Origin of the sequence: Herpetosiphon sp. (assembly GCF_003512625.1) — a bacterium.
In the GTDB taxonomy this organism is placed as follows: Bacteria; Chloroflexota; Chloroflexia; order Chloroflexales; family Herpetosiphonaceae; genus Herpetosiphon; species Herpetosiphon aurantiacus.
The window spans coordinates 24,964-49,369 of sequence record NZ_DOPT01000081.1 but is presented as its reverse complement, the minus strand read 5'-3'; the positions used below and the strand labels follow the sequence as shown (position 1 = coordinate 49,369).

Genomic DNA, 24,406 nt, shown 5'->3' with positions numbered 1-24,406 from the left:
TATAGGACTAAATTCCCACTAAAGCCACTATGCCTAGATAGTTACTCAATAATTTGACTGGTCACCCGCAGTTCGTAGACGCTTAGACGGAAATCATCTGCCACAATGGTGTGAATTAAGCGCTCGACATTGGCTATTGTGCTTGGGACAGGCGCAGTTTTTTCGAGAAATAATTGCACAAACACACTTGCCCCATCAGGGTGATAGCCCAATACTACTTCGAGATCAACCACGTTGGGCTGATTCAAAATGCCTCGTTCTAGACGACGGCGCAACTCACGTAGATCCCACGCTGGTTGGCGTGGGTCGAGTTCGGGAGCCGAGCCAGCTTCGTTGGGTTGGCTGTGAGGGGCATTGGGGTAAGGCTGAGTTTTGACCTTACTTTTGAGCGTCAAGATTGCCACGCCCAAACGCTCTTCAACTTCTTCACGAATGCTTTGGTGCAGATAGGCCAAGGTATCATTTAAATGCGCGGTTGGGTGCAATTCAAGCTCAGTGTAAATTGCCACACCCTCGCCATAACCTTGAACTTGGGCTTTGCCGCTGCGTACATCGAGAGCCTGCCCAAGTGCTTGATCAACAGCCCGCTGAATGGTTTGCAAATCGAGTTGGGCATAACCTGAGCCAGTATTGCGCACGGGTACATATTGACTTTGGCGAATAAACATCTGGGCCAACGCCAACCCAAGCAGCAACAAGCCCCCAATGCCTGCCACAATCCGCGTGGTTGTACTATAAATTAACGCTTGAGCACGCAAATATTGGAGCGAACGCAAGGCCAAATCAAAGCTTTGCAGCGGCAGGAGAGCAATCGTGATTGCCAAGACGGCTAAGGCTAAGGCAATTATTGTCATCGCTAAACGGTTAAATCCTTGCATGTGCGCTTACTCGGCTACTACAATCGCGGCAATTTCCAGCGAGGCTTCCTTGCCCTTGAGCGCCAATGCACCCATCGGCTGAATCAGGCTTTGTAAATCGCCCAAATCTTCGGCAAGTGTGTCGGGGCCAAGATAAATTGTGTTGGCCGGAGCCGCGCCACATAAACGGGCTGCTACATTGGTTACATCGCCAATCACGCTATAGTCGTAGCGCTCGTGGGCCCCAACATTGCCCACCACGCCAATGCCGGTGTTGATCCCAGCGCCAAACGAGGCTTGTGCGGGCAAGGCTTGGGCCGCAGCTGAACGATTAAAGGCCACAATTGCCTCTAATGCTGCCACTGCACCACGAATGGCTCGTTGCGCATGGTCGGGCTGGGCGACTGGCGCGTTGAAAATTGCCATAGCTTGATCGCCTGCGTATTGGTTGAGCGTGCCACCATGGCCAATTAATGCCTTGGCAATCAGATTCAGGTAGGTATTGATAATTTGCATCATAGCTTCTGGTGGCAAGCGCTCGGATAAATTGGTAAAGCCGCGCATATCCATAAAAACAATGCTGACTTCGCGGCGCTCGCCGCCAAGCTGCAATTGACCACGCTCGGCAGCCTTTAATAGCTCGCTGAGCACGCTGGGCGGGGTGCGTTTGGCAAAAAGTTCGAGCACTTGGGTGTGATCTTGGCGTTGAAGATTGTTTTGCACTAACAGCATCACCAAGCCAGTTAAGCCAATTGCCAACAATGGGCTTGCCAAGTCGATGCGCAGCAATTGCTGTTGCAAGGCACTGACTGCGCTAATCACCATCACGCTTGCCCCTATCACCATGCCACTAAATAGCAGCCATGGCCGCCGAATCATGGCGATTAATGTGAGGGCTAGCACTAAACCAAGCGTAATGAATCGCCGACTGCTAGAGCTTTGTTCACGCAGCGCATTGGCGTTTAAAATTGTGCCAATCGCATTGGCATGAATTTCAACTCCATCCATTAATGCACTGGTGGGGGTGGTGTAGCGGTCGCCAAGTGCCGCAGCAGTCGAGCCAATCAGCACGATTTTATCATTGAATAGGGCTGGATCAACCTCGCCGTTGAGCACTGCCAGCAAACTCACTTGCGGATAGGTGTGGTTGGACCCAGCATAATTTAACATAAAGCTAGAATTATTGACCGGAATTACCACACCATTAGTGAGGGTTGTGGCCGTGGGTTCAATCTGCAAACCTGCTGGGAGATGCCACCATGCTTGAGCACTGGCTAGCGCAATCGCCGGATAGAGCGCAGTTTGATCATAATGAGTTTGAATGCGCCGCACCACCCCATCGGAGTCGGCAATGATATCGCTATGGGCCAAAACCACTCTGCCAGTGACCAATTGCGACGCTGGCTCAATAATCTGGTTGGTCTGGTTATCGCGCGAAACTGCCAAAATTGGGTGCTCTAAGGGTTCGAGCGCTTGGGTAAACGCTTGATCTCCAGCCGGATTGGCCCCGGTAAATAGCATATCAAAGACGATCACCCGTGCAGCGTGCAGCTTGTCCAACAACCGCGCATAGATGCTACGATCCCACTCGGTCAGCCGCCCAAAGCCTGTCTCGTTGCTGAGCGCTTGATCGTCGATGGCGACGATAATAATCGCTGGTTGCGGGCTATAGCTGGCAAGTTGGCGTACCAATAGATCGGCAGCTGAGCGATCGAGTTGTCTGCGCCAGCCCCAGCTATCGCTCAGCAAGAGGGCTAGCAAACATGCCAGCCCGGTTGCACTAAACCAGATTCCACGGCGAATTTGTTGCGAACGTAGCACCAAACTGCTCCTATGGCTGCGGAATAATCAAAGTTAAACCAATCGGAATCTCATCACGATCACGAATGATCGGGTTGGCGTTGACCAAAGCATCAGGGGTGATTCCAAAGCGTTGGGCGATGCCATTGATTGTATCGCCAGCTTGGGTAATGTAAAGCTGTGGTGTGGCCGTTGGCGTTGCGCTTGGCGTTGCAGTTGGCGTGGCCGTGGTCGTCGCCGTTGGCGTTGGCGTGTTGGTTGGGGTATTGGTTGGCGTGGCCGTCGCCGTTGGTGTTGGCGTGTTGGTTGGGGTATTGGTTGGCGAGATTTGGGGCTGAACCACCAATGGTTTGGATTGCTCGGCCAATAATTGTTCGCCAGCCCGCACAAACACCGTTTGACCATCCATCGCCACTTGCACATTGCCCTTGTCGGTGGCATAAAAGGTGGTAGTATTATTGCGCGATTCGACAGTGAACTCTGTGCCACGGACTGAAGCTGCTGAGGATGGCGTTTCAACTTCGAACTGATCATTTGGCCCAAGCAACCGTTTGACTCCATTGAGCGTGCGGCCAAACCAAACTTTAAGCCGAATTTGTTGGCCGCCATTTTGGCTATCCATGGTTTCAAGGGTTAGGCGAGCGTTGGCTTGCAAGGTAGTAGTTTGGCCATCGAAATAAGTAATTAATGCCCGACCGGTTTCAGTTTGAATTGTATCGCCTGGCTCTAAAATGGTTACATCGCCAGCGTTTAAGCGGCGTTCAGCGCCAGTACGAAGGTTGTTGATCACGGCTGTGCCATCGAAAATTTGCACACTGGCATTATGGGGCACGCTAGGAGCCGATGTGGCTAAGGTGGCGTAGGTAACAAAAAATAAAAGAGCAGTTGCCACAATTAATGCAAAAATTTGCGCCCGACTCCATTGCCATTGCCAAATTCGGCGTTTGGTTTTAGGGGCTTTGCGCCGATCACGGGTTGGCTGAAGCTGGCGAACTTGCTCCAGCTGTTGTTCAAGCGCTTGATTGATGACCTGTTGTTGACTATAGCTAAGCTGTTGTTCAGGCAAGGCCTGATTAATCGCCTGCTGCAGCTGCTGCTTGGTTGATGCCATAAAATTCCTCTGCCCCAGCAAGCTTGAGCCGTTGCTGGCCTTGCTGTAATAGTTGTTCAGTGGCGCGTTGGGTGCGACCAAGAATTTCAGCAATCATCGCAACCGATTCATTGTGGCGCAGCTGGAGCAACAGTGCCAAGTGCATGGCTTCGGGCAAATGTTGTAGCTCGCTAATCAGGCTAGCAGTTTGCGGCGTATGGCCATAATCGCGCCAATGATCAAGAATCACATGGCAGCTGATGGTGTAGAGCCATAAACGCAGACCTAGCCGTTGATCAACACTGTGGATGGTGCGAATTGCGGTGGCCCAAACCTTGTTAACAATGTTTTGGGCGAGATCAGCCTGATACACTGCACCCCAAGCCAAGTTGTAAAGCTCGCCTGACCACTGTTCGGCCAGCATGCGCCACGTTTGTTGATCGCCACGTTGTAATAAGGCGATGATTGCTGAATCGTTTGCTGGTTGAGCCATTGGCTGATACCCATCACTTTCGCACAAACTGAACAAAAAGAATCACGTCGCGCATTTGTGCTGACGTGATCGTAGAAGAATGACATTACGGGATTGCTAACTAGCCTTCGCGAGCACGCCGCACCGCAGCATTAAAGCCAGCTTCATCGCGATTGATTAGCTTGCGATTTTCGCTGGTTTCCTCAAATTTAGGGCAGCGTACCGCCAAATATGGGGCGGTATGCGGATCAACGCCCATCACACATGGCACATGTAAGCCAACCCGAAAATGGCTACAATCGCGGCAATCGCGGGCGCGGCGGGGATCGCCACCAGTTTCATTGTAGTGTTCGGCCAGTGCCCCAATGCTCTCGTAGAGCAACTGCACTTGGCGGCGCAAATCTTCGAGCGCCAAATTAAAGGCATTATCGCGGTCGTTGGGGCGTGGGCGGCGAATTAAGCCATCGTCTGGTTGGCGTGGTGGGGGCGTTGGGCGTGACGCATCATTACTACTCATGGGTTCCTCCTTGGGCGCTTGCGGCGATGCTTTATCGCGCCCCAACCAATTATCCAACATGCCATGCTCCTTCGGCAATAGGCTCGCACTGGTGATTAATCAGTATTTTAGCACTCACCAACAAGGGGTAAACTTGGGAAGGATGAAGGATGAGGGATGAAGGATGAATAACGATCAATCATCCTGAGATAAATCTGTAAATTCTGTGGCTAAACATTAAAAGCACAAAGGACGCGAAGCATGATCTTCGTGTCCTTCGTGCTCTTCGTGGTCAATTTACTGATCCCAATCCCAAAAGCCTAGAGCCAATAGCCAATAGTCAAAAAACTCTGACCCCTGATCCCTAGCCCCTGACCCCTCGATTACAACGGCATATTGCCATGTTTGCGTGGTGGCAGGCTTTGGCGTTTGGTACGCGATAAATGCAGCGCTTTGATTAAGGCTGGGCGGGTTTCGCGTGGCTCGATCACCGAATCGATATAGCCGCGTTCGGCAGCAATATAGGGATTGGCAAACCGCTCTTCGTAATTGTGAATCAACTCAGCGTTGGTTGCCACAGGATCGGTCGATTCAGCAATTTCTTTGCGGAAGATGATCGATACTGCGCCGCTTGCCCCCATCACGGCGATTTCGGCGGTAGGCCATGCAAAGTTGAAATCAGCGCGAATATGCTTCGAGGCCATCACATCGTAGGCTCCACCATAGGCCTTGCGCGTGATCACGGTCAGTTTTGGTACAGTCGCTTCACAATAGGCATACAGCAGTTTTGCGCCGTGGCGAATAATGCCACCATACTCCTGATGCGTGCCCGGCAAGAAGCCTGGGACATCAACAAAGGTGATCAACGGAATATTGAAGGCATCGCAGAAGCGCACAAAGCGTGCACCCTTAACCGATGAATCAATATCCAAGGTTCCGGCCAAGGCGGCAGGCTGATTGCCCACAATACCCACGGGCATGCCATCAAGCCGCGCAAAACCAATTACCAAGTTGGGCGCATAATGCGGCTGAACTTCGAAGAAAAAGCCATCATCAACGATCAATTCGATCACGGCTTTCATATCGTAGGGTTTTTTAGGCTGATCGGGAATAATGCTTTGCAAGGCATCATCCATGCGGTTGGGATCGTCGGTTGGCTCGATGATCGGTGCATCATCCATATTATTCAGCGGCAGGAACGAAAGTAGCGTGCGCAATTGCTCGAAACATTCATCCTCATCATCGGCAGCAAAATGCGCCACGCCCGATTTGCTGTTGTGGGTCATCGCACCGCCCAATTGTTCTTGGGTCACTTCCTCGCCAGTCACGGTTTTAATCACATCTGGTCCGGTGATGAACATTTGCGATGTGCCCTTGACCATCAGAATGAAGTCGGTCATGGCAGGTGAGTAGACCGCACCGCCAGCACATGGTCCGGCGATAATCGAAAGCTGGGGAATTACGCCCGAAGCCACAACGTTGCGATAGAAAATTTCGGCGTAACCACCTAGCGCGACCACGCCCTCTTGAATGCGTGCGCCGCCGCTATCGTTGATGCCAATCAGCGGCACGCCCATGCGCATCGCCAAATCCATCACTTTGACGATTTTTTCGGCGAATACTTCACCCAACGAACCACCAAGCACGGTGAAATCTTGCGAAAACACACAAACTTGGCGACCATCAATCGTGCCATGGCCCGTGATCACGCCGTCGCCAAGAATCCGTTTGTGCTCTAAGCCAAAAGCGGTTGAGCGGTGAACGGCCAAGGCATCGAGTTCGACAAACGAATCGGGGTCAAGCAAGCGTTCGATCCGCTCACGCGCGGTCAATTTGCCACGGGCATGTTGCTTTTCGGCGGCCTTGGGATCGGTGGTTGCTGCTTGTTCACGCCGTCGCCGCAACTCAGCGATTTTTTCTGCTGTTGTCGTCATTGACATATCTCCCACAGAATAGCGCTAGCCGTAGCAGGCAAGAGTGCCAGCGGAAATTACTACGGCTAGGGCGGAATTTAGGCAACTGTTTGGGCTAAATTGTTAATTACTTCAACTAAAATCCGTCGTTCAGCTTGTTTGATTCGTTCGTGCAAACTGTCTTGATCATCGTCGGGCAAGACCGCAACTTCAACTTGCGCCAAAACGGGGCCAACATCAACGATTGGCGTAATTTGATGCACCGTGCAACCAGTAACTGGCACGCCCAGCGCCAAGGCATCGCGTACTGCATGCGCCCCGCGAATCGCCGGAATTTGGCGGCCATCGCTGAGCGTATAGCATTCGCCGCCATCGTGGGGCAACAAAGCTGGGTGCTGATTGATAATATTCGGTGTCCAGCGTTCAACAAACGAGGCTGGCATTACCCGCATCCAGCCTGCCATCACAACTAAATCGGGTTTGAAAGCGGCCAGTAATTCGCTAATTTGGGCGGCCCATTGCTCGCGGCTGGCTTTTTTTGCCAATGGCACACAGATCACTGGAATCCGTGCTTCCAAGGTGCGACTAATCGCTTGGGCTTTGGGTTGGTCGCAAATCACCACCTTGATTGTGGCGTTGAGTTGGTGCGATTTTTGAGCATCGATCAAGGCTTGTAAATTGGAGCCACTGCCCGATACCATCACGGCAAGCCGCATCATTCTGCTAACCCCCGTGCGGCGATATCGCTGCGTTGATATTTGCCAGCAAATTCGACCAATTCGGTTGCGGCGTAGGCTTTATCGCGGGCTTCGCGCAATGTTGGCGCAACTGCGGTGATGCCCAAAACCCGCCCGCCTGCGGTTACCAACTCACCTTGAGCATTGGTGGCCGTGCCCGCTTGAAACGCTAGCACATCGCTGGGCAAACGATCTAAACCAGTGATCACGTCGCCGGTGCGTGGTTTGGCGGGATAGCCTGCCGCCGAAAGCACCACACAGACCGCCGCGCCGTCGTGCCATTCGATTGTGACATCGGCCAAATTGCTGGTGGCAACCTTGTGCAGCAGTTCGAGCAAATCGCTTTTGAGCAAGGGCAGCAAGGCTTGGGTTTCGGGGTCGCCAAAGCGGGCATTAAATTCGATGACTTTTACGCCGTTGGGGGTGAGCATCAAACCAGCATATAACACCCCACGATAGGGAATTTGGCGAGCGGCCATGGTGCGCAGCACTGGCGTGAAAATCACATCAACCAAGGCTTGCGCTTCGGCATAGGGCAAAATTGGGGCTGGCGCATATGATCCCATGCCGCCGGTATTACCGCCAGTGTCGTTATCGCCGATGCGCTTGTGGTCTTGAGCGGCGATCAGCGGAATCGCCCGTTCGCCATCGCATAAGGCCAATAACGAAACTTCGGGGCCAGTTAGTTTTTCTTCAAGCACCAAGCGCGTGCCAGCATTGGTCGCGGCCAATTCGCGAATGGCGCTGATTGTGGCGGCAACATCGCCATCTTCGGGCACGATCACACCCTTGCCAGCGGCCAAACCATCAGCTTTAACCACCCAAGCCTGTTGATCGGCTTCAACAAAGGCGATTGCAGCGGCGGAGTTATCGAAGGTATGGGCAGCAGCGGTTGGCACGCCCGCCTCAAGCATAATCATTTTGGCGAAGGCTTTGCTGCCCTCAAGTTGGGCGGCCTCAGACGAAGGCCCAAACATGGCCAAATCGACAGCCTCGCAGACCTCGCCTAAGCCTGCGACCAAGGGCGCTTCTGGCCCGACAACCACCAAATCTATCTGTTCGCGGGTGGCTAAACCCACAATGCCAGCAGCATCGTCTGCGGCTAAATCGACGTTTGTACCAAGCGTTGCCGTGCCGGGATTACCAGGGACGATCCACAGGTGTTCGCATAATGGCGATTGGGCGATTTTCCATGCTAGGGCATGTTCACGCCCGCCGGCTCCAACAAGTAATACTCGCATTGCGTTGCTATCCTCAATAGGCTCGTAACGGGTTCAAGCCCTATTATAATCCGAGAACAGCCAGTTGCGGATCAGGCCTAAACACGCTGTTCGAGGCTTTCGAGCAAGCCCCGTTCGCGGGCAATGTAGGCTGCTGCACTCCGCGTCGAAACGCCCAATTTACGATAAATCGCCCGCAAATGATTGTTCACGGTAAATGGGCTAAGCACCAATTCTAGGGCAATTTCGCTATTGCTTTTGCCTTGGGCAATCAAGGTCAATAATTCATGTTCGCGTTTGGTCAACAGCGGGGTTGGCGTTTGCGGGGTCGGTTGACGTAACGTTACCATATCCAATTCTAGCTGTTGGCCTTGCTCCCAATCGTGGTGATATTGCGGTTCGCCCAACAATTTTTTGGCTTCATCCAAGACCTGTTGTTGAATGCGTTGCTCGGTGGCTGGCATAGGCTCGCCACTTTGCAAGCGTAAACTAGCAGCGCGACTGCTCAATTGCACCGCCCACGACCAATGGTGTTGAGCTTGGGCGACCCGCGCCAAGGCTTCGAGTGAACTCGCGATCATCGGCAAGAGTTGATGTTGGCGGCGTAGGCTGAAGCTTTCGTATAAGGCAGTTAATGCTTGATCGTGCTGTTGGCGGGCCAAAGCGATTAATCCTAATTGATGCAAGCCCTCGGCGCGATGCCATGGATCGTGCAATTGCTCAGCGATTGCAATGCTGGCTTCGATAAAATGTTGAGCTTGATCATAATCTTGTTGGGCGGCGGCGACGATGCCACAATGATTGAGCGCAAAGGCATCGCCCCACAAATGACCCAAGCGCGCAAAAAGCTGATGAGCACGAGCAAACAACAGCGCAGCGCGTTTCCATTGACCTTGCTGAATACACGCCCGCCCCAAATGATCAAGCGACCAAGCCAATTCATTATGATCATCAAGCTGCTCGAAAATTTGCACACTTTCCTCGTAGAGCGTGATTGCTTGGGCATAATCGCCGCGATGATAGGCAATTTCGCCAACGCCATGCAGGGCCAAGCCAATGCTCATGGGAATTTGCAAATCGCGGGCGAGGCTCAACGCCTGCTCAAAAATTGTTTCGGCTTGGGCAAATAAGCCTTGATTGAGAATAAACCAGCCCGCCGTGGAAAGCGTTTCGACCCGTGCGCCTGAGCGGATGTTACTGCTAGCCTCAAGCATGCGCCCTATCCACCAAACATCGCCATGACGACGGCGATAGGTGATCCACAGATTAATTGATGGAAAGAGTTCAATTGATTCAACCACGGCATGATCAAGCGTCCATTGGAGAGCTGCATAAATATTGCCTTGCTCGGCATCAAGTTGACGTAACCAAAGCGCTTGTTGCTGATCGCGCAAATGCGGCGCGGCTTGGGCGACCATCTGCAAATAATAACTGGCATGGCGTTGGCAGATCGTTTGAAAATCCTCGCGTAGCACTGCTTGCTCACGGGCAAATTCAGCGATGGTATGTAACATGGTAAAGCGAGTTTGGCCATCGTGGGTGGTTTGCTCGACTACCAAACTTTTATTGACCAAGGCTAAAACGGTTGCTACGACATTAGCCTGACCTGCGCAAATTTGCTCAACGGCAGCCATCGTCCAGCTACTAACGAGTACACTGAGATAACAAAAAACCGTTTGTTCCTCAGGAGTCAAACGTTGGTAGCTCCAATCGATGCATTGGCGCAACGTTTGCTGGCGGTTGGGCAAATCGCGTGCGCCGCCAACTGGCACATCGAGGCTATAACTGAAGCGGGTTAATAATTCTTGCGGGGTAAAAACCTTGGTATAGGCCGCAACCAACTCAATCGCCAAGGGCAAGCCATCGAGGCGCTGACAAATTGTGGCAATACTTTGGGCATCATTGGCATTTAGTGGAATGTGGGGGCGAGCAGCTTTGGCTCGTTCAATAAATAAGCGGGTTGCGCTAAATTCACTTAATTGCTCGATTGCCATGGGTTGGCTGCTGGGTGGCAGGCTGAGCGGTGGCACTGGCAAGCGATATTCGCCCTGCACATTTAATACTTCGCGGCTGGTCACCAACAAGGTTAATTTGGGAGCCAAGGCCAACAGCTGCACCAACAAGGCGGCAACATCGATCACCTGCTCCAAATTATCTAAAATCAGCAATAATTCTTGGTCGGCTAGCCACGCCCCAACGCTGGCCAAGAGCGACTGATTGCCCAGCCGACTGAGGTTGAAGGCTTGGGCTAGGGTTGGTAGCACCAGATCAACATCATAGACATGGGCCAAACTGACAAATAACGCGCCATCGGCAAATTGCTCGCAGACTGTGCGGCCTGCTTCGAGTGCTAAGCGCGTCTTGCCCGCGCCACCAGGCCCAACCAAGGTAACAAGACGAATTGTGGGATCGGGCAAAAGCTGCTCAAGTTGCGCCATTTCTTGGATGCGGCCAAGCAGCGGTGTAACTGGTAATGGAATATGGCGTGGAATTCCCATCGGCTTAATCCTATCAGTGATGCACAACACACCTCACAACTCTATTATAGTGCAAGCCTGCCGCAGAACATAGCGGATCGGGGAAAGGATGAAGGATGAAGGATGAGGGATGAAGGGCATAGATGTAATGGTTTATCAGATGAACAACGGCCAGCATGCCCTCACCCCCTGACCACCTCTCCCGCCTAGCAGGCGAGGGGGAACCCATCCCAAGAGCGCCCCTCGCCCGCCGCAGTGGGAGAGGGGCTGGGGGTGAGGGTAACTCATAGCCTATAGCCTCATCTTCGTGTGCTTCGTGTGCTTCGTGGTTTCCGTTTCCCTCCTTCGTGTGCTTCGTGTCCTTCGTGGATCAACACATCCATACCACTTTCTCGTACTAGAGTATGATTGATCTTTTTGAAACTAGGCGTACAATTAGTTAGTTCAGCTAACTAATTGAAATTGTAAGGATGTGCAACGTGCAAGCACAAATGGGAAAACCCCAAGCACAGCGTGGTCAGAAAGCTGGCGGTGGGTCGGGGGGGCTTGGTCGTGCGATCGCCTACCTTGGTGCTCAGCGTAAATCGGCGATTCTGGCCTATGTGGCCTTGGCACTCGCAACCTTAGCCCAATTGGCAGTGCCGCAATTGGTGCAAAACATGATCGATGCGGTAACCAGCGGCTCAATTGCGCGAATTATTTTCAAGCAAGTGCCTGAGCCTATGCAAGCTGCCGCTGCCCAACAAGCGGGCACGACTATCGAACAATTGCGGCTTGATCAAACCAATGCTGAATCGTTGTTGATTAATGCGGCGTTGATTATTGTGGCTTTTGCGTTTATGCGTGGAATTTTCTCGTTTGTGCAAGCCTATATGGCTGAAAAAACCTCGCAAGGTGTGGCGTTTGATCTGCGCAATCAGATTTTTGCGCGGGTGCAACGCCTTTCATTCTCCTACTACGATCAAAATCAAACAGGCCAATTGATGATTCGCGCTACCGATGATGTGGAAAAAGTGCGAACCTTCATTGCCCAAGGTTTGATTTTAACTGCTCAAGCGTTGTTGCTCTTGGTTGGCGCGTTGGTGATTTTGTTCTTCACCAATTGGAAGCTTTCATTAGTGGTTGTACCCTTGTTGCCCGTCGCCATGGTCATGTTTATGATCTTTGGCAAGGTCAGTCAGCCTTTGTTTGGGGTGGTGCAACGCAAACTTTCGGCGCTTAACACGATTTTGCAAGAAAACCTAGCGGGGATCAAAGTTGTCAAGGCGTTTACCCGCGAGCCATATGAATCGCAACGCTTTGATCTGGCGGCAACCGATTTGATGTCGCAACAACTGCGAATTAGCAAAGTCTTTTCGTTTTTGTTTCCGGTAATCTTTTTGGTGGCCCAACTTGGCCAAGCGGGAATTCTCTATTTCGGCGGTCGCCAAATTTTGGGCGGCACGCTTGATTTAGGTGAATATCAAAAATTTAGCTTGTACTTGGTCTATGTGTTTTTTCCCTTGGGTCAGCTTGGCTTTATTATCTCGCTGATGGCGCAGGCTGGGGCTTCGGCCTCGCGGATTTTCGAAATTCTCGATGCCAAGAGCGAAATTACCGACAAACCTGATGCCCAAGAATTGCCTGCCATTCAAGGTAATGTTGAATTTCGCAATGTAACCTTCCGCTACTTTGGTAGCAGCGATCCAGTGCTTCGTGATGTGAGTTTCGAGGCCAAACCAGGCCAAACCATCGCCTTGCTCGGCGCAACTGGTAGCGGCAAATCGACGATCATCAACTTGCTGCCACGCTTTTACGATGTCAGCGAAGGCGCAGTCTTGATCGATGGTCATGATTTGCGCGATGTCAAACTTGATAGCTTGCGCTCGCAGATTGGGATTGTGCTGCAAGAAACCAATCTGTTTAGTGGTTCAATTCGCGATAACATCGCTTTCGGGCGGCCTGAGGCGACATTTGAAGAAGTTGAGGCAGCCGCTAAAGCTGCATCAGCTCACGATTTTATTATGACTTTCCCGCAAGGCTACGATACCTCGGTTGGCGAACGTGGTGCAACCTTGTCTGGTGGTCAAAAGCAACGGATCGCAATTGCCCGCGCTTTGTTGCTCAATCCACGGCTCTTAATTTTGGATGATTCGACCAGCAGCGTTGACTTGATGACTGAATATCGGATTCAAAAGGCGCTTGATCAATTGATGCAAGGCCGCACCAGCGTGGTAATTGCCCAACGGATTAGCACCGTTTTGAATGCCGACCAAATTTTGGTGCTCGAAAAAGGCCAAGTCGTGGCGCGTGGCAACCATGAAGAATTAATGGAAAGTAGCGCCATCTACGCCGAAATTTACAATTCACAACTGGTCGGCGATGCCGACATTGCAGCGCTTGAAAGCTCAAGCGTTGAGGAGGCTTAGCGCTATGATGGGTGGATTAGGCGGTCCCCGCCACTTACTCGAAGCCGAAGCTCAGAAGCCCCAACGCTTAGGTGCGACGCTGGCTCGCTTTGGGTTTTACTTTCGCAAAAAATGGTTTGGCTTTGCCTTTGCCATTCTATTAATTGTTATCGGCACATGGGGTCAGGTGCTTACTCCCGATTTGATCGGCCAATCGATCGATTGCTATTTGCTGCCCAACCCCAGCGCCTGCTGGTTTGATACGATCAACAGCGAGATTAGCAATGCTGATCGTTTGAGTGGACTTGGCTCGTTGGTGCTGTTGTTGTGTGGCTTGTTCATTGGCACATCGATTTTGCAGGGCTTGGCCTTTTATGCCATGAACTGGTCGGGCCAGCATGCCCTGCGCCAAATGCGCGAAGATCTATTTGCTCAGATTCATCGCTTGTCGTTGGGTTTTTACTCACGCAATGAAGCTGGCAACATTATGAGCCGCATCACCAGCGATACCGATACGATTCAGCAGATGCTGGGCTTTGCCTTGCTCAACGTGCTTGGCGGCATTTTGCTGATCGGCTGGGTTGCCATCAAGATGTTGCAAGAAAATGTGCCGTATGCTTTGCTGAGCTTGAGCGTTGTGCCGTTTATGGCGATTGCAACCTTCTATTTTTCAAGCCAAGCTCGCAAAGCCTTCCGCAAAACTCGTCAACAGATGGGTAGCGTCAACGCTGGCTTGCAAGAAAGCATCGCAGGAGCGCGGGAAGTACAAGCGTTCAATCGCGAAGAAGAAAGCATCGCCCAATTTGTGCGTACCAACGCCGCCAATCGCGATGCCAACGTGCGGGCCGCCACTTTTACCAGTGCGCTCAACCCAGTGCTCGAAGCCTTGGGTTATGTGGCGATTGCGATTGTTGTGGTGGTTGGCGGGCTTTCAGTGTTGCGCGATCAACCATTATTTGGCTCGACCGCAATTTCCTTGGGCTTGGTATTTGCCTTTTTGCAATATGTCCAACGCTTCAACCAACCAATTCAGCAAATTGCTGTGATGTGGACCAACGTGCAAAATGCGATTGCTGGCGGCGAACGGATTTTCAATTTGCTCGATGAAGCTCCCGATGTGACCGACAAGCCCGATGCTCGCGAAATGCCGGCGATTGTGGGCAAAGTTGAGTTGGTTGATGCTAAAGCTGAGTACAAAAAGGGCGAACCCGTGTTGCGCGGTGTCAGTTTTACGGCTGAGCCAGGCCAAACAATTGCGATTGTGGGGCCGACTGGAGCTGGTAAAACCACAATCATCAACTTGCTGCCACGTTTTTATGATGTCACTGGTGGCGCAGTTAAGATTGATGGAATCGATGTGCGCGATGTAACAGCTGCTAGCTTGCGCCGCCAAATTGGTATCGTGCTACAAGATTCGTTCTTGTTCTCCGATACGGTGATCAACAATATTCGCTATGGGCGGCTCGATGCCAGCGATGAAGAAGTGATTGCAGCGGCTAAATTAGCCTCGGCTCACGATTTTATCGAGCGTTTGAGTGATGGTTACCAAACGGTGCTCGGCGAGCGTGGTGGTGGTTTGAGCCAAGGCCAACGTCAATTAATTTCGATTGCCCGTGCTGCGCTGGCCAATCCACGTATTTTGATTTTGGATGAAGCGACTTCGAGTGTTGATACTCGTACCGAGCGCTTGATTCAGCAGGCCTTTGATAGCTTGTTGCAAGGCCGAACCAGCTTTGTGATTGCCCACCGTTTGAGTACAATTCGCAACGCCGATTTGGTGTTGATGCTCAAAGATGGTGCAGTGATCGAGCGTGGCACACATACCGAACTCTTGGCGCAACGGGGCGCATACTACGATTTGTATATGAGCCAATTTCGGCGCGAAGAGGAAGTAGCAGTTTAGAAAAGCGGTTTGTTGTTGATCCACGAAGGATACGAAGGGCACGAAGAATGTATTCTTCAATAATTCAGCTCTTTGTATCCTTCGTGGTTTTGTGCTTAAAGCAGAAGTGCGGAATTGAAAATAAAGGGCACAAAGTACACGAAACAGAATTTTTCGTGCTCTTCGTGCCCTTCGTGGATCAAAAGCTTATTTGGCTAAAAGCTCCAAAACCTCACGTGCAAGTGCACAGGCTTGGCCGCGATGGCTGATGCGGTTTTTTTCCTCAGGGTCAAGCTCTGCCAAATGCTTATCATAATCCAAAAGGTAAAACACCGGATCATAGCCAAAACCACCAACACCGCGAGGCTCCTCGGCAATTACCCCAGGCAGAATACCCTCAACCACCTCGGTTGGTTGGCCGGGCCAAGCAATTGCAATTACACAGACGAAACGGGCAATTCGGTCGTGGAATGGCTTGCCTTTGAGTTCTTCTAGTACCCGAGCGTAAGCCCGATGTGGGTTATTTAGGTCGGGCAAGGCCCAGCGGGCGGTGTAGATGCCAGGTTTGCCATCAAGGGCTGCGACTTCCAGCCCTGAATCGTCGGCCAAGGTTGGCAAGCCACTGATTTGGGCATAGGTTTCGGCCTTCAAACGGGCATTTTCAACAAAGGTTGTGCCCGTTTCCTCAACCTCATAATCGATGCCTGCATCGGCCAAGGTTAGCAATTCAAAGGGCAAGCCACTGAAAATTGCCCGCAGTTCACCGACTTTATGGGCATTATTTGAACCAATTAATAGCTTTTGCATACATCCTTACCCTAGGAACGGACATTTTGATGTTGTAAGACATAACGATGCACCGCGACGGCGACTCCGCCGAAACGCGCCGAAGGTGCAACCCAATCGGCGGCCTCGATGGCCTGCTGCATACTGCCAGTTAGTGAAACCCCAACGCCAGCCCAGCGCAACATCCCGACATCAGCATCAGCATCGCCAATTGCTAGCACCTCGCTTTGCTGAATACTCCATGCCTGACAGAGATGTTCCAAGGCCCGTTCTTTGGTGGCCTCGGCATGCGAAATAACTGCTGAATAAACTTCACCAGTGCTGCGCAAATAGCGAAATTGCTTTAATTGTGAATTACGCCCCAAAATCTCTTCAACTGCGCGGGTTGCCAGCTCGCCATGGCATAAAATACGGGTGGGAGCCAGCCGCACAATCAATTCAAGTGATGATACAGGCGTACAAACGGTACGCGAGCCGACTAAATTGCTGGCTTGGGCCGTGACAAAGTTAGTTTCATCAATCGTGAAAACCACTGGTAAACTGCGTTTATCGGCCATGGCCGCGATGCGCTGAGCCAACTCCAAATCGATGGTGTGATGGGCAATTTCGCGCCCACGTTCATCCCAAATACGCGCGCCATTATGGCAAACCAGCGCAGTTGGAATATGCAAACGCTGGGCAACTTCTTGGGCAGCTTCACGACGGCGGGCAGTGGCTAAAACCACGCGAATCCCTTGACGAGCAGCCAAGGCCAACGCCTCGATATTGGTCGGGGGCAATTGGCCGCGGTCATCAAGCAGGGTAAGGTCAATATCGGTTGCAATCATTCGAATTGGCATAAGCCCTACCGTAGATAGTTCATGCGAGCATTCGCATCAACCATCGATTACACCGGCCACACACGCTGGCCAAAACGCTCGATGTGATAGCCGTGTGTTTCCAACATGTCAATGATAGATTGGCCATGCGCTTCATCGCGCACTTCGAGAATCATCTCTATTCCCACCCGATCAAGCGGGAGTTGCCACACTGCCCGCCGATGGCTAATATCGATCACATTCGCCCCAGCCTGGGCAATCGCATTAACTAAGGGAGCGAGATTTCCCGGACGATCAGGAACACTAGTCCGAACGCGTAAATAGCGACCTTGTTTGACCAAAACTTGCTCAATAATTCGAGCAAGGAAGTTGCCATCGATATTGCCACCGCTGAGCACTACCAACGTTGGCTCATTTGGTCGCAAGCGAATTGCGCCTTCAAGCAAGGCGGCCACGCCAACTGCTCCTGCTCCCTCGACCACCATGCGGCTATATTGCAAAATATGCACTAAGCCCCGCGCTGCTGCATCGTCATCAACCGTTACAATATCATCAACTAATTGATTGATAATCGGCAAGGTCAATTCGCCTGGGCGTTTGACCGCAATTCCATCACAGATGGTCGCGGCATGGGGCACAGCAATTGGCTTGCCTGCTTGCTGCGAGGCGATCATCGATGGGCAGCCTGCTGCCTGCACCCCAATCAATCGCACATTGGGGCGCAGCGAACGCAAGGCCAGGGCAATCCCTGCCATCATCCCGCCACCGCCGATTGGTACGACGACCGTGCCGCCTTGGTCGGGCAGTTGGTCGGCAATTTCTAAGCCGAGCGTGCCTTGGCCAGCAATTGTAAAGGGATCGTCGAAGGCATGGACATAGGTTGCGCCAGTTTGGGCTTGCAGTTCGCGGGCATACGACCCAGCATCATCAAACGAAGCTCCATGCAAAATAACCTCTGCACCCATACGTTGGGCCGACGTAATTTTGGCCAATGGGGCAAATTCCGGCATCACGACGGTAGCTTTAATGCCATTCAATTGAGCAGCGAGGGCCACGCCTTGGGCATGGTTGCCTGCCGAATGGGTAATTACGCCACGGGCTTTTTCTTCATCGGAGAGCGAATTGATTTTGGTATACGCTCCACGCACTTTGAACGAACCAGCACGTTGAGTATTTTCGGCTTTGTAAATAATTTGGCCACCAAGCTCTTGGCTCAGTTGTTCAGCTGGCAAGAGCGGCGTTTGGGTGATAATCGAGCCTAAAACATGGGCTGCGGCATAAATGTCATCAATCGTTGGCATAGACTTTTCTACCATGGTGAGTTCAAATCCTCCACAATGAGGATTGACCCGCATCGTTGCGAGTCAATGGGGCTATTGTACCATAGCCACTTTGGATTTTTGGCTAGTTGGTAAACGATTGAATAACGGTTAGACGTTGAGAAAGTAATAGTACTCGGCCAGATCTCGTTGCCAGCCATGCTGCTCGTAGAGCCGTTGAGCGCTTGTATTGCTCGCTTCGGTTTCTAATACGAGTCCTTTACTATTGGTGCTAACGGCCCAATCACGAGCCACATTCAGCAAGCCTGAAGCCACACCTTGGCCACGGGCATGTTCTGCCACAAACAGATCGTTTAAAATCCATAAGCGCTGCATTGAAACCGATGAAAAACTAGGGTACAGTTGGCAGAAGCCTAAACCAGCCTCAGGAGTTTGCGCCAAAAAGATGATCGATTCGTTATTGCTCAGCCTTTGGTGTAAAAATGCGCGGGCGGCAGCAAGATCGCTTGTTTGACGATAAAATTGGCGGTAGCCATCAAATAATGGTACAAGGCGCTCAAGTTCATCCAAACTCGCTTGGATAATTTGCATCGCAACTCCTTCGTGCGGCTGCACACAATTAATATCCGACTATGGTAGCTAGTATCGTACCATAATTCGGCCTAGAATAGCGCATTAATTGGCATGTCACAGATCGAGTTCCTGTTTCGTCTAGGTTAGGTCTGTTTGATTTTTGATCGATAGTAGCCTTTAATGCTTAAGTATTTTAGTGAGGAGCTAAGTGCTATGAAACCAATTATTTTTGAAATTACCGGGGAGATCGAAGCCCCCGCCGAACTGGTGTATCAAATTATTGCTGATTATCGCGATGGGCATCCACATATTGTGCCGAAGAAATATTTTAAAAGCCTGACAGTTGAGCAAGGCGGCATTGGCAAGGGCACGATTTTTGTCACTGAAACCGAAGCCTTTGGTCGCAAGCAAACCATGCGTATGCACGTGACCGAGCCAAGCCCAGGCAGTGTGTTGGTCGAAACTGATTATGATTTGGGGATTATCACCACGTTTACGGTTACGCCCGATGGTGAAAATCGCTCGAAGCTAACTTTGCACACTCGATCTGAGCCAAAACCCGGCCTGATGGGTTTGATCGAGCGCTTTTTATCACCTGGATTGTTACGCAAGATGTATTTGGCCGAATTTGAGACCTTCAATCAATACCTGCGCAGCAATCAATATCGTGCCCAAAGTACCTAACGATTGAGTACATACCCTCACCCCCAACCCCTCTCCCACTGCGGCGGGCGAGGGGCTTTCCAAACTTCATGATCGAGGGATTTCCCTCACCTCGCGTGCGGGAGCAGGGCAGGGGCAGGGGATGCAGGCATGTCATGGGTTGCCAACTCAACGATCCATGACAAGTAGTTCAAGGCTTAAGATGCTGTAATTTTTGCGGGTTGAGCATAATATAAATCCCAGCAATCTGTTGATCAAGCATATCTAAGATTAACGTGCCGCTGGCCTGCCCATCGACCAGTGCTACAAACCCAGCTTGACCATTGATCAGGCGTGGCTCAAATATGCTATTGGCAGGCAATTTGGGCAATACGCCGAGCAAGAAACGCCCAACTGCCGTCGGCCCATAAATTGGGTTCCGCGCTGCTTGGACTACGCCGCCGCCATCGCTGCGCAATACAACATCCTCGGTAAGCAAACTCATCAAGCCATTTAAATCGCCAGTTGCACAACTTTGTAAAAATTGTTCGCTCAGCCGTTGCTGCACGCTTGGCTCAACCTTGAAGCGTGGACGAGCTTGGGCCACATGGTCGGCGGCCCGATGGCCAAGTTGGCGACAGGCCGCTGGAGTTTTGCCCACAATCTCGGCAATTTCGCTATATTCGTAGCCAAAAACTTTGTGTAGCAAGAAAACTGCGCGTTCAGCTGGCGAAAGCCGTTCAAGCAGCACCAAAAATGCGGTTGATAACGATTCGAGTTGTTCTACGTTACTGCTAGGCGCGGCGATAATTAATGGTTCTGGCAACCATTCGCCGATGTATTGCTCACGTTGATGGCGTGCCGTGTTAAGCTGATCAAGGCACCAGCGCGTTGCCACGGTTGCCAGCCAAGCCCGTGGGTTTTCAACTTGCTCGGCATGGCTTTGCCAGCGCAAAAAGGTCTCTTGCAAACAATCTTCGGCATCCATCACGCTGCCAAGCATGCGATAGGCAATGCCAAACACGTAGCCGCGATAGCTTTCGAATAGCTCAACATGGTTCATGCCAAAGCTCCTACGCTGCGCATCTGGCTTTGAGTGGCTGGTTGCAGCAGCTGTTTGGCTGCGGTGTAGCCGCTGGCAAAGCTGGCATCGGCCAATTGACCCTCGATTCCGACCCAATCGCCCGCCAAATAAACGTTCGGGCAATCATTCAAAACCACGGGTGTTCGCCCCGCCAAGCCGCCAAATTGCACCTGCGGTGTATCATAGCTAACGGTGATCGACGGCAAAAATTGGTTGGTAACCAGTTGATCACGCCAGCCAGCCTGATATTGATCCAATAATTGTTCTAATTCGGCGCGGGTTTGCTTGGGATCATAGGTTTGGCGCGGGTCGAGATATTTCATCACATGAATTAATGCTTGACCTTGAGTGGCAAGTTTGGCATAGCTAGAGTGGGCAACCGCATAATAAGGCCGATCAACGCCGAGCAAAAAGCGTCGCTGTGGTTGGGGCAATTGGCGCAAGCCCACATCCAAACAAGCGGCGGTAATCGGCAACAACCGTTGATAGTGGCGCTGAAAGTGCTGGCTTGTGCCGATTAATTCGTTGGCTGCCTGCGGCGTAACCGCCAAAACCACTGCTTCGGCTTGAATATTCGTCCCATCAGCTAGTTGAATTGTCACCCCTGCATGGCTTGGCTGGATTGCTTGAACCCGTTGGCTGGTGCGTAGTTCAACGCCTGTTTGCCGCGCTTTGTTGATCAACGATTCAACGATCACTTGCCAACCATGATCAACATATAACACTCCAGCCAAGCCAGTTTTGATATTTTCGAGGGTGGCAGCAGCACTTTGCAGGTCGTTAGCAGCGCCATAGGTGGTCAAACGCCCAAACATCGCCAACAATTGGCGAGCGCGTGGCTCATCGGCTTGCTGCGCGATCCATTGGGCAAAGCTGCGATCGGCATAATGCGTTGGGTTGGTGAATGGAAGTTTGGCAAAGCTACGCAAAAATTGCCATTTGGCGCGGCGATTGAGCAACGATGTACTGAGTGCTGCTTTAATTGATTTGGTTGGATAAAGCTGTTGCTCAGCCAACAGCACGTCGGGTGCGATCGGCTTCGAGCCAAATGGCAACACGTTTAATTCGCGTAGCACGCGTGCTCCAGCACCCTTCAAATATAAAGCATGCGGGCCAAAATTAATCTCAAAGCCATGCTCACGATTAGTTCGAGCACGCCCGCCCAAGTGCTTAGCCCGCTCCAAAATGATCACCTGTTTGCCTGCCCGCGCCAGATAATTTGCCGCCGTCAGGCCTGCCAACCCACCGCCAATCACCACCACCGGTTTTTGCGTATGCATCGTTAACTCCAGTTTGTAAAAAACATTCTAGAGCTATGACGATTGAGTAGCCTGCAATGTGACATGCAAGCTATTTGATTTTAGCCATCTTTTTTGGGTTGATAGGCAGTTGGGTTGGCATTGACCACTCGTTCGCGAAAATCGGCAGCGGTAGCCTGAATTTGGGTTTGCCAAGCGTTGGGATTGCGGCGCAATTTACGGCGTTGCCAACGATTTGCCAAAACAACCAATGGAACCAGCAGGCTAATCCATGAACGTTTGATGCCCAGTTGTTGCGAAAGTTGGCGACCATGAAAATGGTGAGTCAGCGCGGTTACCAAGGCAAACGAAAATTTAAACGAACGCTTGATCAACGGTTGCACCAATTCACTCACTGCTTGGATCATAGCGGCGGTCAAACGGCGTGAGTTAGCATTGGGCGGCTGCATACTACCATCAACCCATGCCAACAAACCTGCTGCCGAGGCTTGATCGACGACATGCTGGTAAATGCTGGGGTCAATTCCTAGTAAATAGCCAATATAGCGCCACAGATGATACAAATCGCTTAATTCAGCGGCAGTGAAATCGATACCAAAACGTGCCAGCGCGGTAAATGGCACATAGGTAAAATCGAGCCACGTTCGTACCATTTCAAGCTGATTAATCGGCAAGCCCGTTTTGGTTTGATCCCAGCCGCGTTTGAGCATGGCGCTGCGGATTTGGGCATGCAACAAGCGTACTTGCAAACTATGCACGTAGCCCAAGCCGCCGCGTTGCAGTTGCTGTGGAATGGCGATCGCCATGCCCCACGTGCCCGTTTCGATGATCCGTTTGGTCGCCATATGCTCAAGATCGCCTGTTTGCACCAACAGATCGGCGATGGTCGGAGCGCTGTAGGTATGCACCAACGAACCTGGGCCGAGCGCCAAGGTTAGCCAAAGCACGCCGATTGAGCAATAGGCTTGTGCTCCGCGTTCAAGCCGTGAAACTTCAACCCAAGCGGGCAAGCTTTCGGCGGCAGCAACAAAGGCGCGAATTGCCGGAAAATCGCCCTCAATCTGAGCCAGCCCTTCAACCAAGCCGGTTTGTAGCACTTGGCGGGCAGTTCGCCCACATTGAGCAAATTCAGCAATCACTGCATCGGCTAATGGATCGCCCTGATAGGTGGCTTGGACGAGTTGTTCGAAGCTGGCTTGACCAAAGGTGGCTTGAAGTTTGGCATGGTTGATAACGCTCGCAGGGGCTTGCATGGACGACCTCTTGGCTAAAAATCAAAAAGCACGTACTGGCAAACCAGCACGTGCTCAATAGTAAAGCCTATTTCAATTCGCGTGACGAGAAGCCCAAAATCCGGCGGGCAATGATCAAGCGGTTGATTTGGCCAGTGCCTTCAAAAATGTCGTTGATCTTGGCATCGCGCATCCACTTTTCAGCTAGCAGTTCGCGCGTGTAGCCTAATGGCCCCAAGAGTTCAACCGCTTTTTGGGTGATGACGGTTGCAGCTTCGCCAGCTTTGACTTTGCAGGCTGAGGCTTCGACGGTGTTGGCTTCACCCGAATCCATCATCCAAGCGGCTTTGAGGGTGAGCAACCACGCTGCTTTGTGCTGGGCTTCTAATTCCAACACATCACGTTCGATCGCGCTCATCTCATTAACTGGCACATCGTCGCGGATTGGGATGCCAGCAAGGCTAAGTTGTTCGCGCAACAATTCCAAGGCGGCGCGGGCGATCCCCAAGGCTGAAGCAGCCACGGCTGGGCGGGTGGCATCGAAGGTTTTCATCGCACCTTTGAAGCCCTTGGGCGCGTCAGCGCTGGCAGCTGTTGCCTCGGCCTTCGGAATTTCGGGGTTGCCGAGCACGTTATCAAATGGAATGCGGCAATCGGTGAATACAACTGCGGCGGTATCGCTGGCGCGAATCCCCATCTTGTGCTCAAGCTTGGTTACTTGCATGCCTGGTGTGCCAGCTTCGACCACAAAAGCCTTCATTCCAGCGCGACCCAATTTGGGATCGACCGTCGCCCAAACCACCACCAAACCTTGTGATTCTTCGAGCGACAAACGACCGCCAGTACAATAAATCTTTTCGCCGTTTAAGATCCACGAATCACCATCGCGCACGGCGGTGGTGCGAATTGCCGAGGTATCCGAGCCAGCTTGTGGCTCGGTCATCGCCATCGAACCCCAAACCGGAGTTTCGCTCTCGCCGAAGCGTGCCAAGAAGCGATTTTTTTGGTCGTTGGTGCCAGCAGCGGCGACGGCAGCTCCACCCAACGCGCCGCCTGGAGTGGTCAGATACATACCTGCATCGCCCCACGAAAGCGCCTCGATCAAATGCACCATGCGCACATTGCCTGTTTTGGGCTTTTTGGGTTTGCTGGGGTCGGTTGCAGTTTCCGGTTTATCAACAGCACCAAACATTGGATTTTGGCGCATAATTGGCCACATCGCATTGATATAATCCCATGGAATATCGTGTTCGTGCTCATCGAAATGGCGTGAAACAGGCCGCATCATTTGTTCGGCAACCATCTGCGCCATTTGGCGTTGGGTATCAATGCTTTCGGATAATTTAAAATCAATCGCCATGAGAACCCCCATGTATTAAGGCAGAAATCAAAAGTCAAAAG

The 24,406-nt window shown here is 51.8% G+C and carries 20 protein-coding genes; 3 read left to right on the top strand and 17 right to left on the bottom strand.

Annotated features, from left to right (window positions below):
* Positions 1–41 precede the first annotated feature (41 nt).
* From amaP to DEF47_RS17475, 9 genes are all read right to left on the bottom strand, one after another.
* A complete protein-coding gene (gene amaP / locus DEF47_RS17515; RefSeq protein ID WP_012188494.1) occupies positions 42–878 on the bottom strand; it encodes an alkaline shock response membrane anchor protein AmaP in 837 nt (278 codons plus the stop codon).
* A 6-nt stretch (positions 879–884) separates the two neighbouring features.
* Positions 885–2,678 (bottom strand): CHASE2 domain-containing protein, encoded by a 1,794-nt coding sequence (locus DEF47_RS17510; RefSeq protein WP_012188495.1) that lies wholly within the window; start codon positions 2,676–2,678, stop codon positions 885–887.
* Positions 2,679–2,688: 10 nt separating this feature from the next.
* Positions 2,689–3,768, bottom strand: a complete 1,080-nt coding sequence (locus DEF47_RS17505) for a LysM peptidoglycan-binding domain-containing protein (RefSeq protein WP_012188496.1) — start codon at positions 3,766–3,768, stop codon at positions 2,689–2,691.
* On the bottom strand, positions 3,731–4,240 hold the full coding sequence (locus tag DEF47_RS17500) for an RNA polymerase sigma factor (RefSeq protein WP_012188497.1): 510 nt from the start codon (positions 4,238–4,240) through the stop codon (positions 3,731–3,733). The genes DEF47_RS17505 and DEF47_RS17500 overlap by 38 nt, the downstream gene beginning before the upstream one ends.
* A gap of 100 nt (positions 4,241–4,340) precedes the next feature.
* Positions 4,341–4,736, bottom strand: a complete 396-nt coding sequence (locus tag DEF47_RS17495; protein WP_124033424.1) for a hypothetical protein — start codon at positions 4,734–4,736, stop codon at positions 4,341–4,343.
* Positions 4,737–5,098: 362 nt separating this feature from the next.
* The gene (locus DEF47_RS17490) at positions 5,099–6,649 is read right to left on the bottom strand and encodes an acyl-CoA carboxylase subunit beta (protein WP_012188499.1); all 1,551 of its coding nucleotides are present in this window, start codon (positions 6,647–6,649) and stop codon (positions 5,099–5,101) included.
* 77 nt (positions 6,650–6,726) lie between these two features.
* A complete protein-coding gene (purN, locus tag DEF47_RS17485) occupies positions 6,727–7,347 on the bottom strand; it encodes a phosphoribosylglycinamide formyltransferase (RefSeq protein ID WP_012188500.1) in 621 nt (206 codons plus the stop codon).
* On the bottom strand, positions 7,344–8,606 hold the full coding sequence (gene purD, locus DEF47_RS17480) for a phosphoribosylamine--glycine ligase (RefSeq protein ID WP_012188501.1): 1,263 nt from the start codon (positions 8,604–8,606) through the stop codon (positions 7,344–7,346). Before purD ends, purN begins: the two co-directional genes overlap by 4 nt.
* Positions 8,607–8,683: 77 nt before the next feature.
* Complete coding sequence (locus tag DEF47_RS17475; RefSeq protein WP_012188502.1) at positions 8,684–11,083, bottom strand: tetratricopeptide repeat protein; 2,400 nt, start codon at positions 11,081–11,083, stop codon at positions 8,684–8,686.
* A gap of 470 nt (positions 11,084–11,553) precedes the next feature.
* Here DEF47_RS17475 and DEF47_RS17470 point away from each other — a divergent pair, with 470 nt between their 5' ends.
* Positions 11,554–13,470 carry an ABC transporter transmembrane domain-containing protein gene (locus DEF47_RS17470; protein ID WP_041305451.1) on the top strand — a complete coding sequence of 639 codons (1,917 nt, stop codon included), beginning with the start codon at positions 11,554–11,556 and terminating at the stop codon, positions 13,468–13,470.
* Positions 13,471–13,474: 4 nt separating this feature from the next.
* Entirely contained in the window at positions 13,475–15,352 is a 1,878-nt protein-coding gene (locus DEF47_RS17465; protein ID WP_012188504.1) for an ABC transporter ATP-binding protein, read from the top strand.
* Between the two features lie 186 nt (positions 15,353–15,538).
* Here the strand turns inward: DEF47_RS17465 and rdgB are convergent, their stop codons facing one another.
* The 4 genes from rdgB to DEF47_RS17445 all read right to left on the bottom strand — a co-directional run bounded on the left by rdgB (position 15,539) and on the right by DEF47_RS17445 (position 18,806).
* Complete coding sequence (rdgB, locus tag DEF47_RS17460) at positions 15,539–16,138, bottom strand: RdgB/HAM1 family non-canonical purine NTP pyrophosphatase (RefSeq protein WP_012188505.1); 600 nt, start codon at positions 16,136–16,138, stop codon at positions 15,539–15,541.
* An 11-nt stretch (positions 16,139–16,149) separates the two neighbouring features.
* Complete coding sequence (locus DEF47_RS17455; protein WP_012188506.1) at positions 16,150–16,956, bottom strand: HAD family hydrolase; 807 nt, start codon at positions 16,954–16,956, stop codon at positions 16,150–16,152.
* Between the two features lie 47 nt (positions 16,957–17,003).
* Complete coding sequence (gene ilvA / locus DEF47_RS17450) at positions 17,004–18,236, bottom strand: threonine ammonia-lyase (RefSeq protein ID WP_041304061.1); 1,233 nt, start codon at positions 18,234–18,236, stop codon at positions 17,004–17,006.
* A gap of 129 nt (positions 18,237–18,365) precedes the next feature.
* Positions 18,366–18,806, bottom strand: a complete 441-nt coding sequence (locus DEF47_RS17445) for a GNAT family N-acetyltransferase (protein WP_012188508.1) — start codon at positions 18,804–18,806, stop codon at positions 18,366–18,368.
* A gap of 195 nt (positions 18,807–19,001) precedes the next feature.
* On the opposite strand from DEF47_RS17445, the gene DEF47_RS17440 reads away from it, so the two are divergent.
* Complete coding sequence (locus DEF47_RS17440; protein WP_012188509.1) at positions 19,002–19,472, top strand: SRPBCC family protein; 471 nt, start codon at positions 19,002–19,004, stop codon at positions 19,470–19,472.
* Positions 19,473–19,641: 169 nt separating this feature from the next.
* Here DEF47_RS17440 and DEF47_RS17435 read toward each other — a convergent pair whose 3' ends face one another.
* The 4 genes from DEF47_RS17435 to DEF47_RS17420 form a co-directional block, all read right to left on the bottom strand.
* Positions 19,642–20,493, bottom strand: a complete 852-nt coding sequence (locus tag DEF47_RS17435; RefSeq protein WP_012188510.1) for an RNA polymerase sigma-70 factor — start codon at positions 20,491–20,493, stop codon at positions 19,642–19,644.
* Positions 20,490–21,794: a phytoene desaturase family protein gene (locus DEF47_RS17430; protein WP_012188511.1), complete on the bottom strand. Its 1,305-nt coding sequence runs from the start codon at positions 21,792–21,794 to the stop codon at positions 20,490–20,492. The genes DEF47_RS17435 and DEF47_RS17430 overlap by 4 nt, the downstream gene beginning before the upstream one ends.
* Positions 21,795–21,874: 80 nt before the next feature.
* Positions 21,875–23,026 carry an oxygenase MpaB family protein gene (locus DEF47_RS17425; RefSeq protein ID WP_012188512.1) on the bottom strand — a complete coding sequence of 384 codons (1,152 nt, stop codon included), beginning with the start codon at positions 23,024–23,026 and terminating at the stop codon, positions 21,875–21,877.
* A 67-nt stretch (positions 23,027–23,093) separates the two neighbouring features.
* Positions 23,094–24,365 carry an acyl-CoA dehydrogenase family protein gene (locus tag DEF47_RS17420; RefSeq protein WP_012188513.1) on the bottom strand — a complete coding sequence of 424 codons (1,272 nt, stop codon included), beginning with the start codon at positions 24,363–24,365 and terminating at the stop codon, positions 23,094–23,096.
* Positions 24,366–24,406 lie beyond the last annotated feature (41 nt).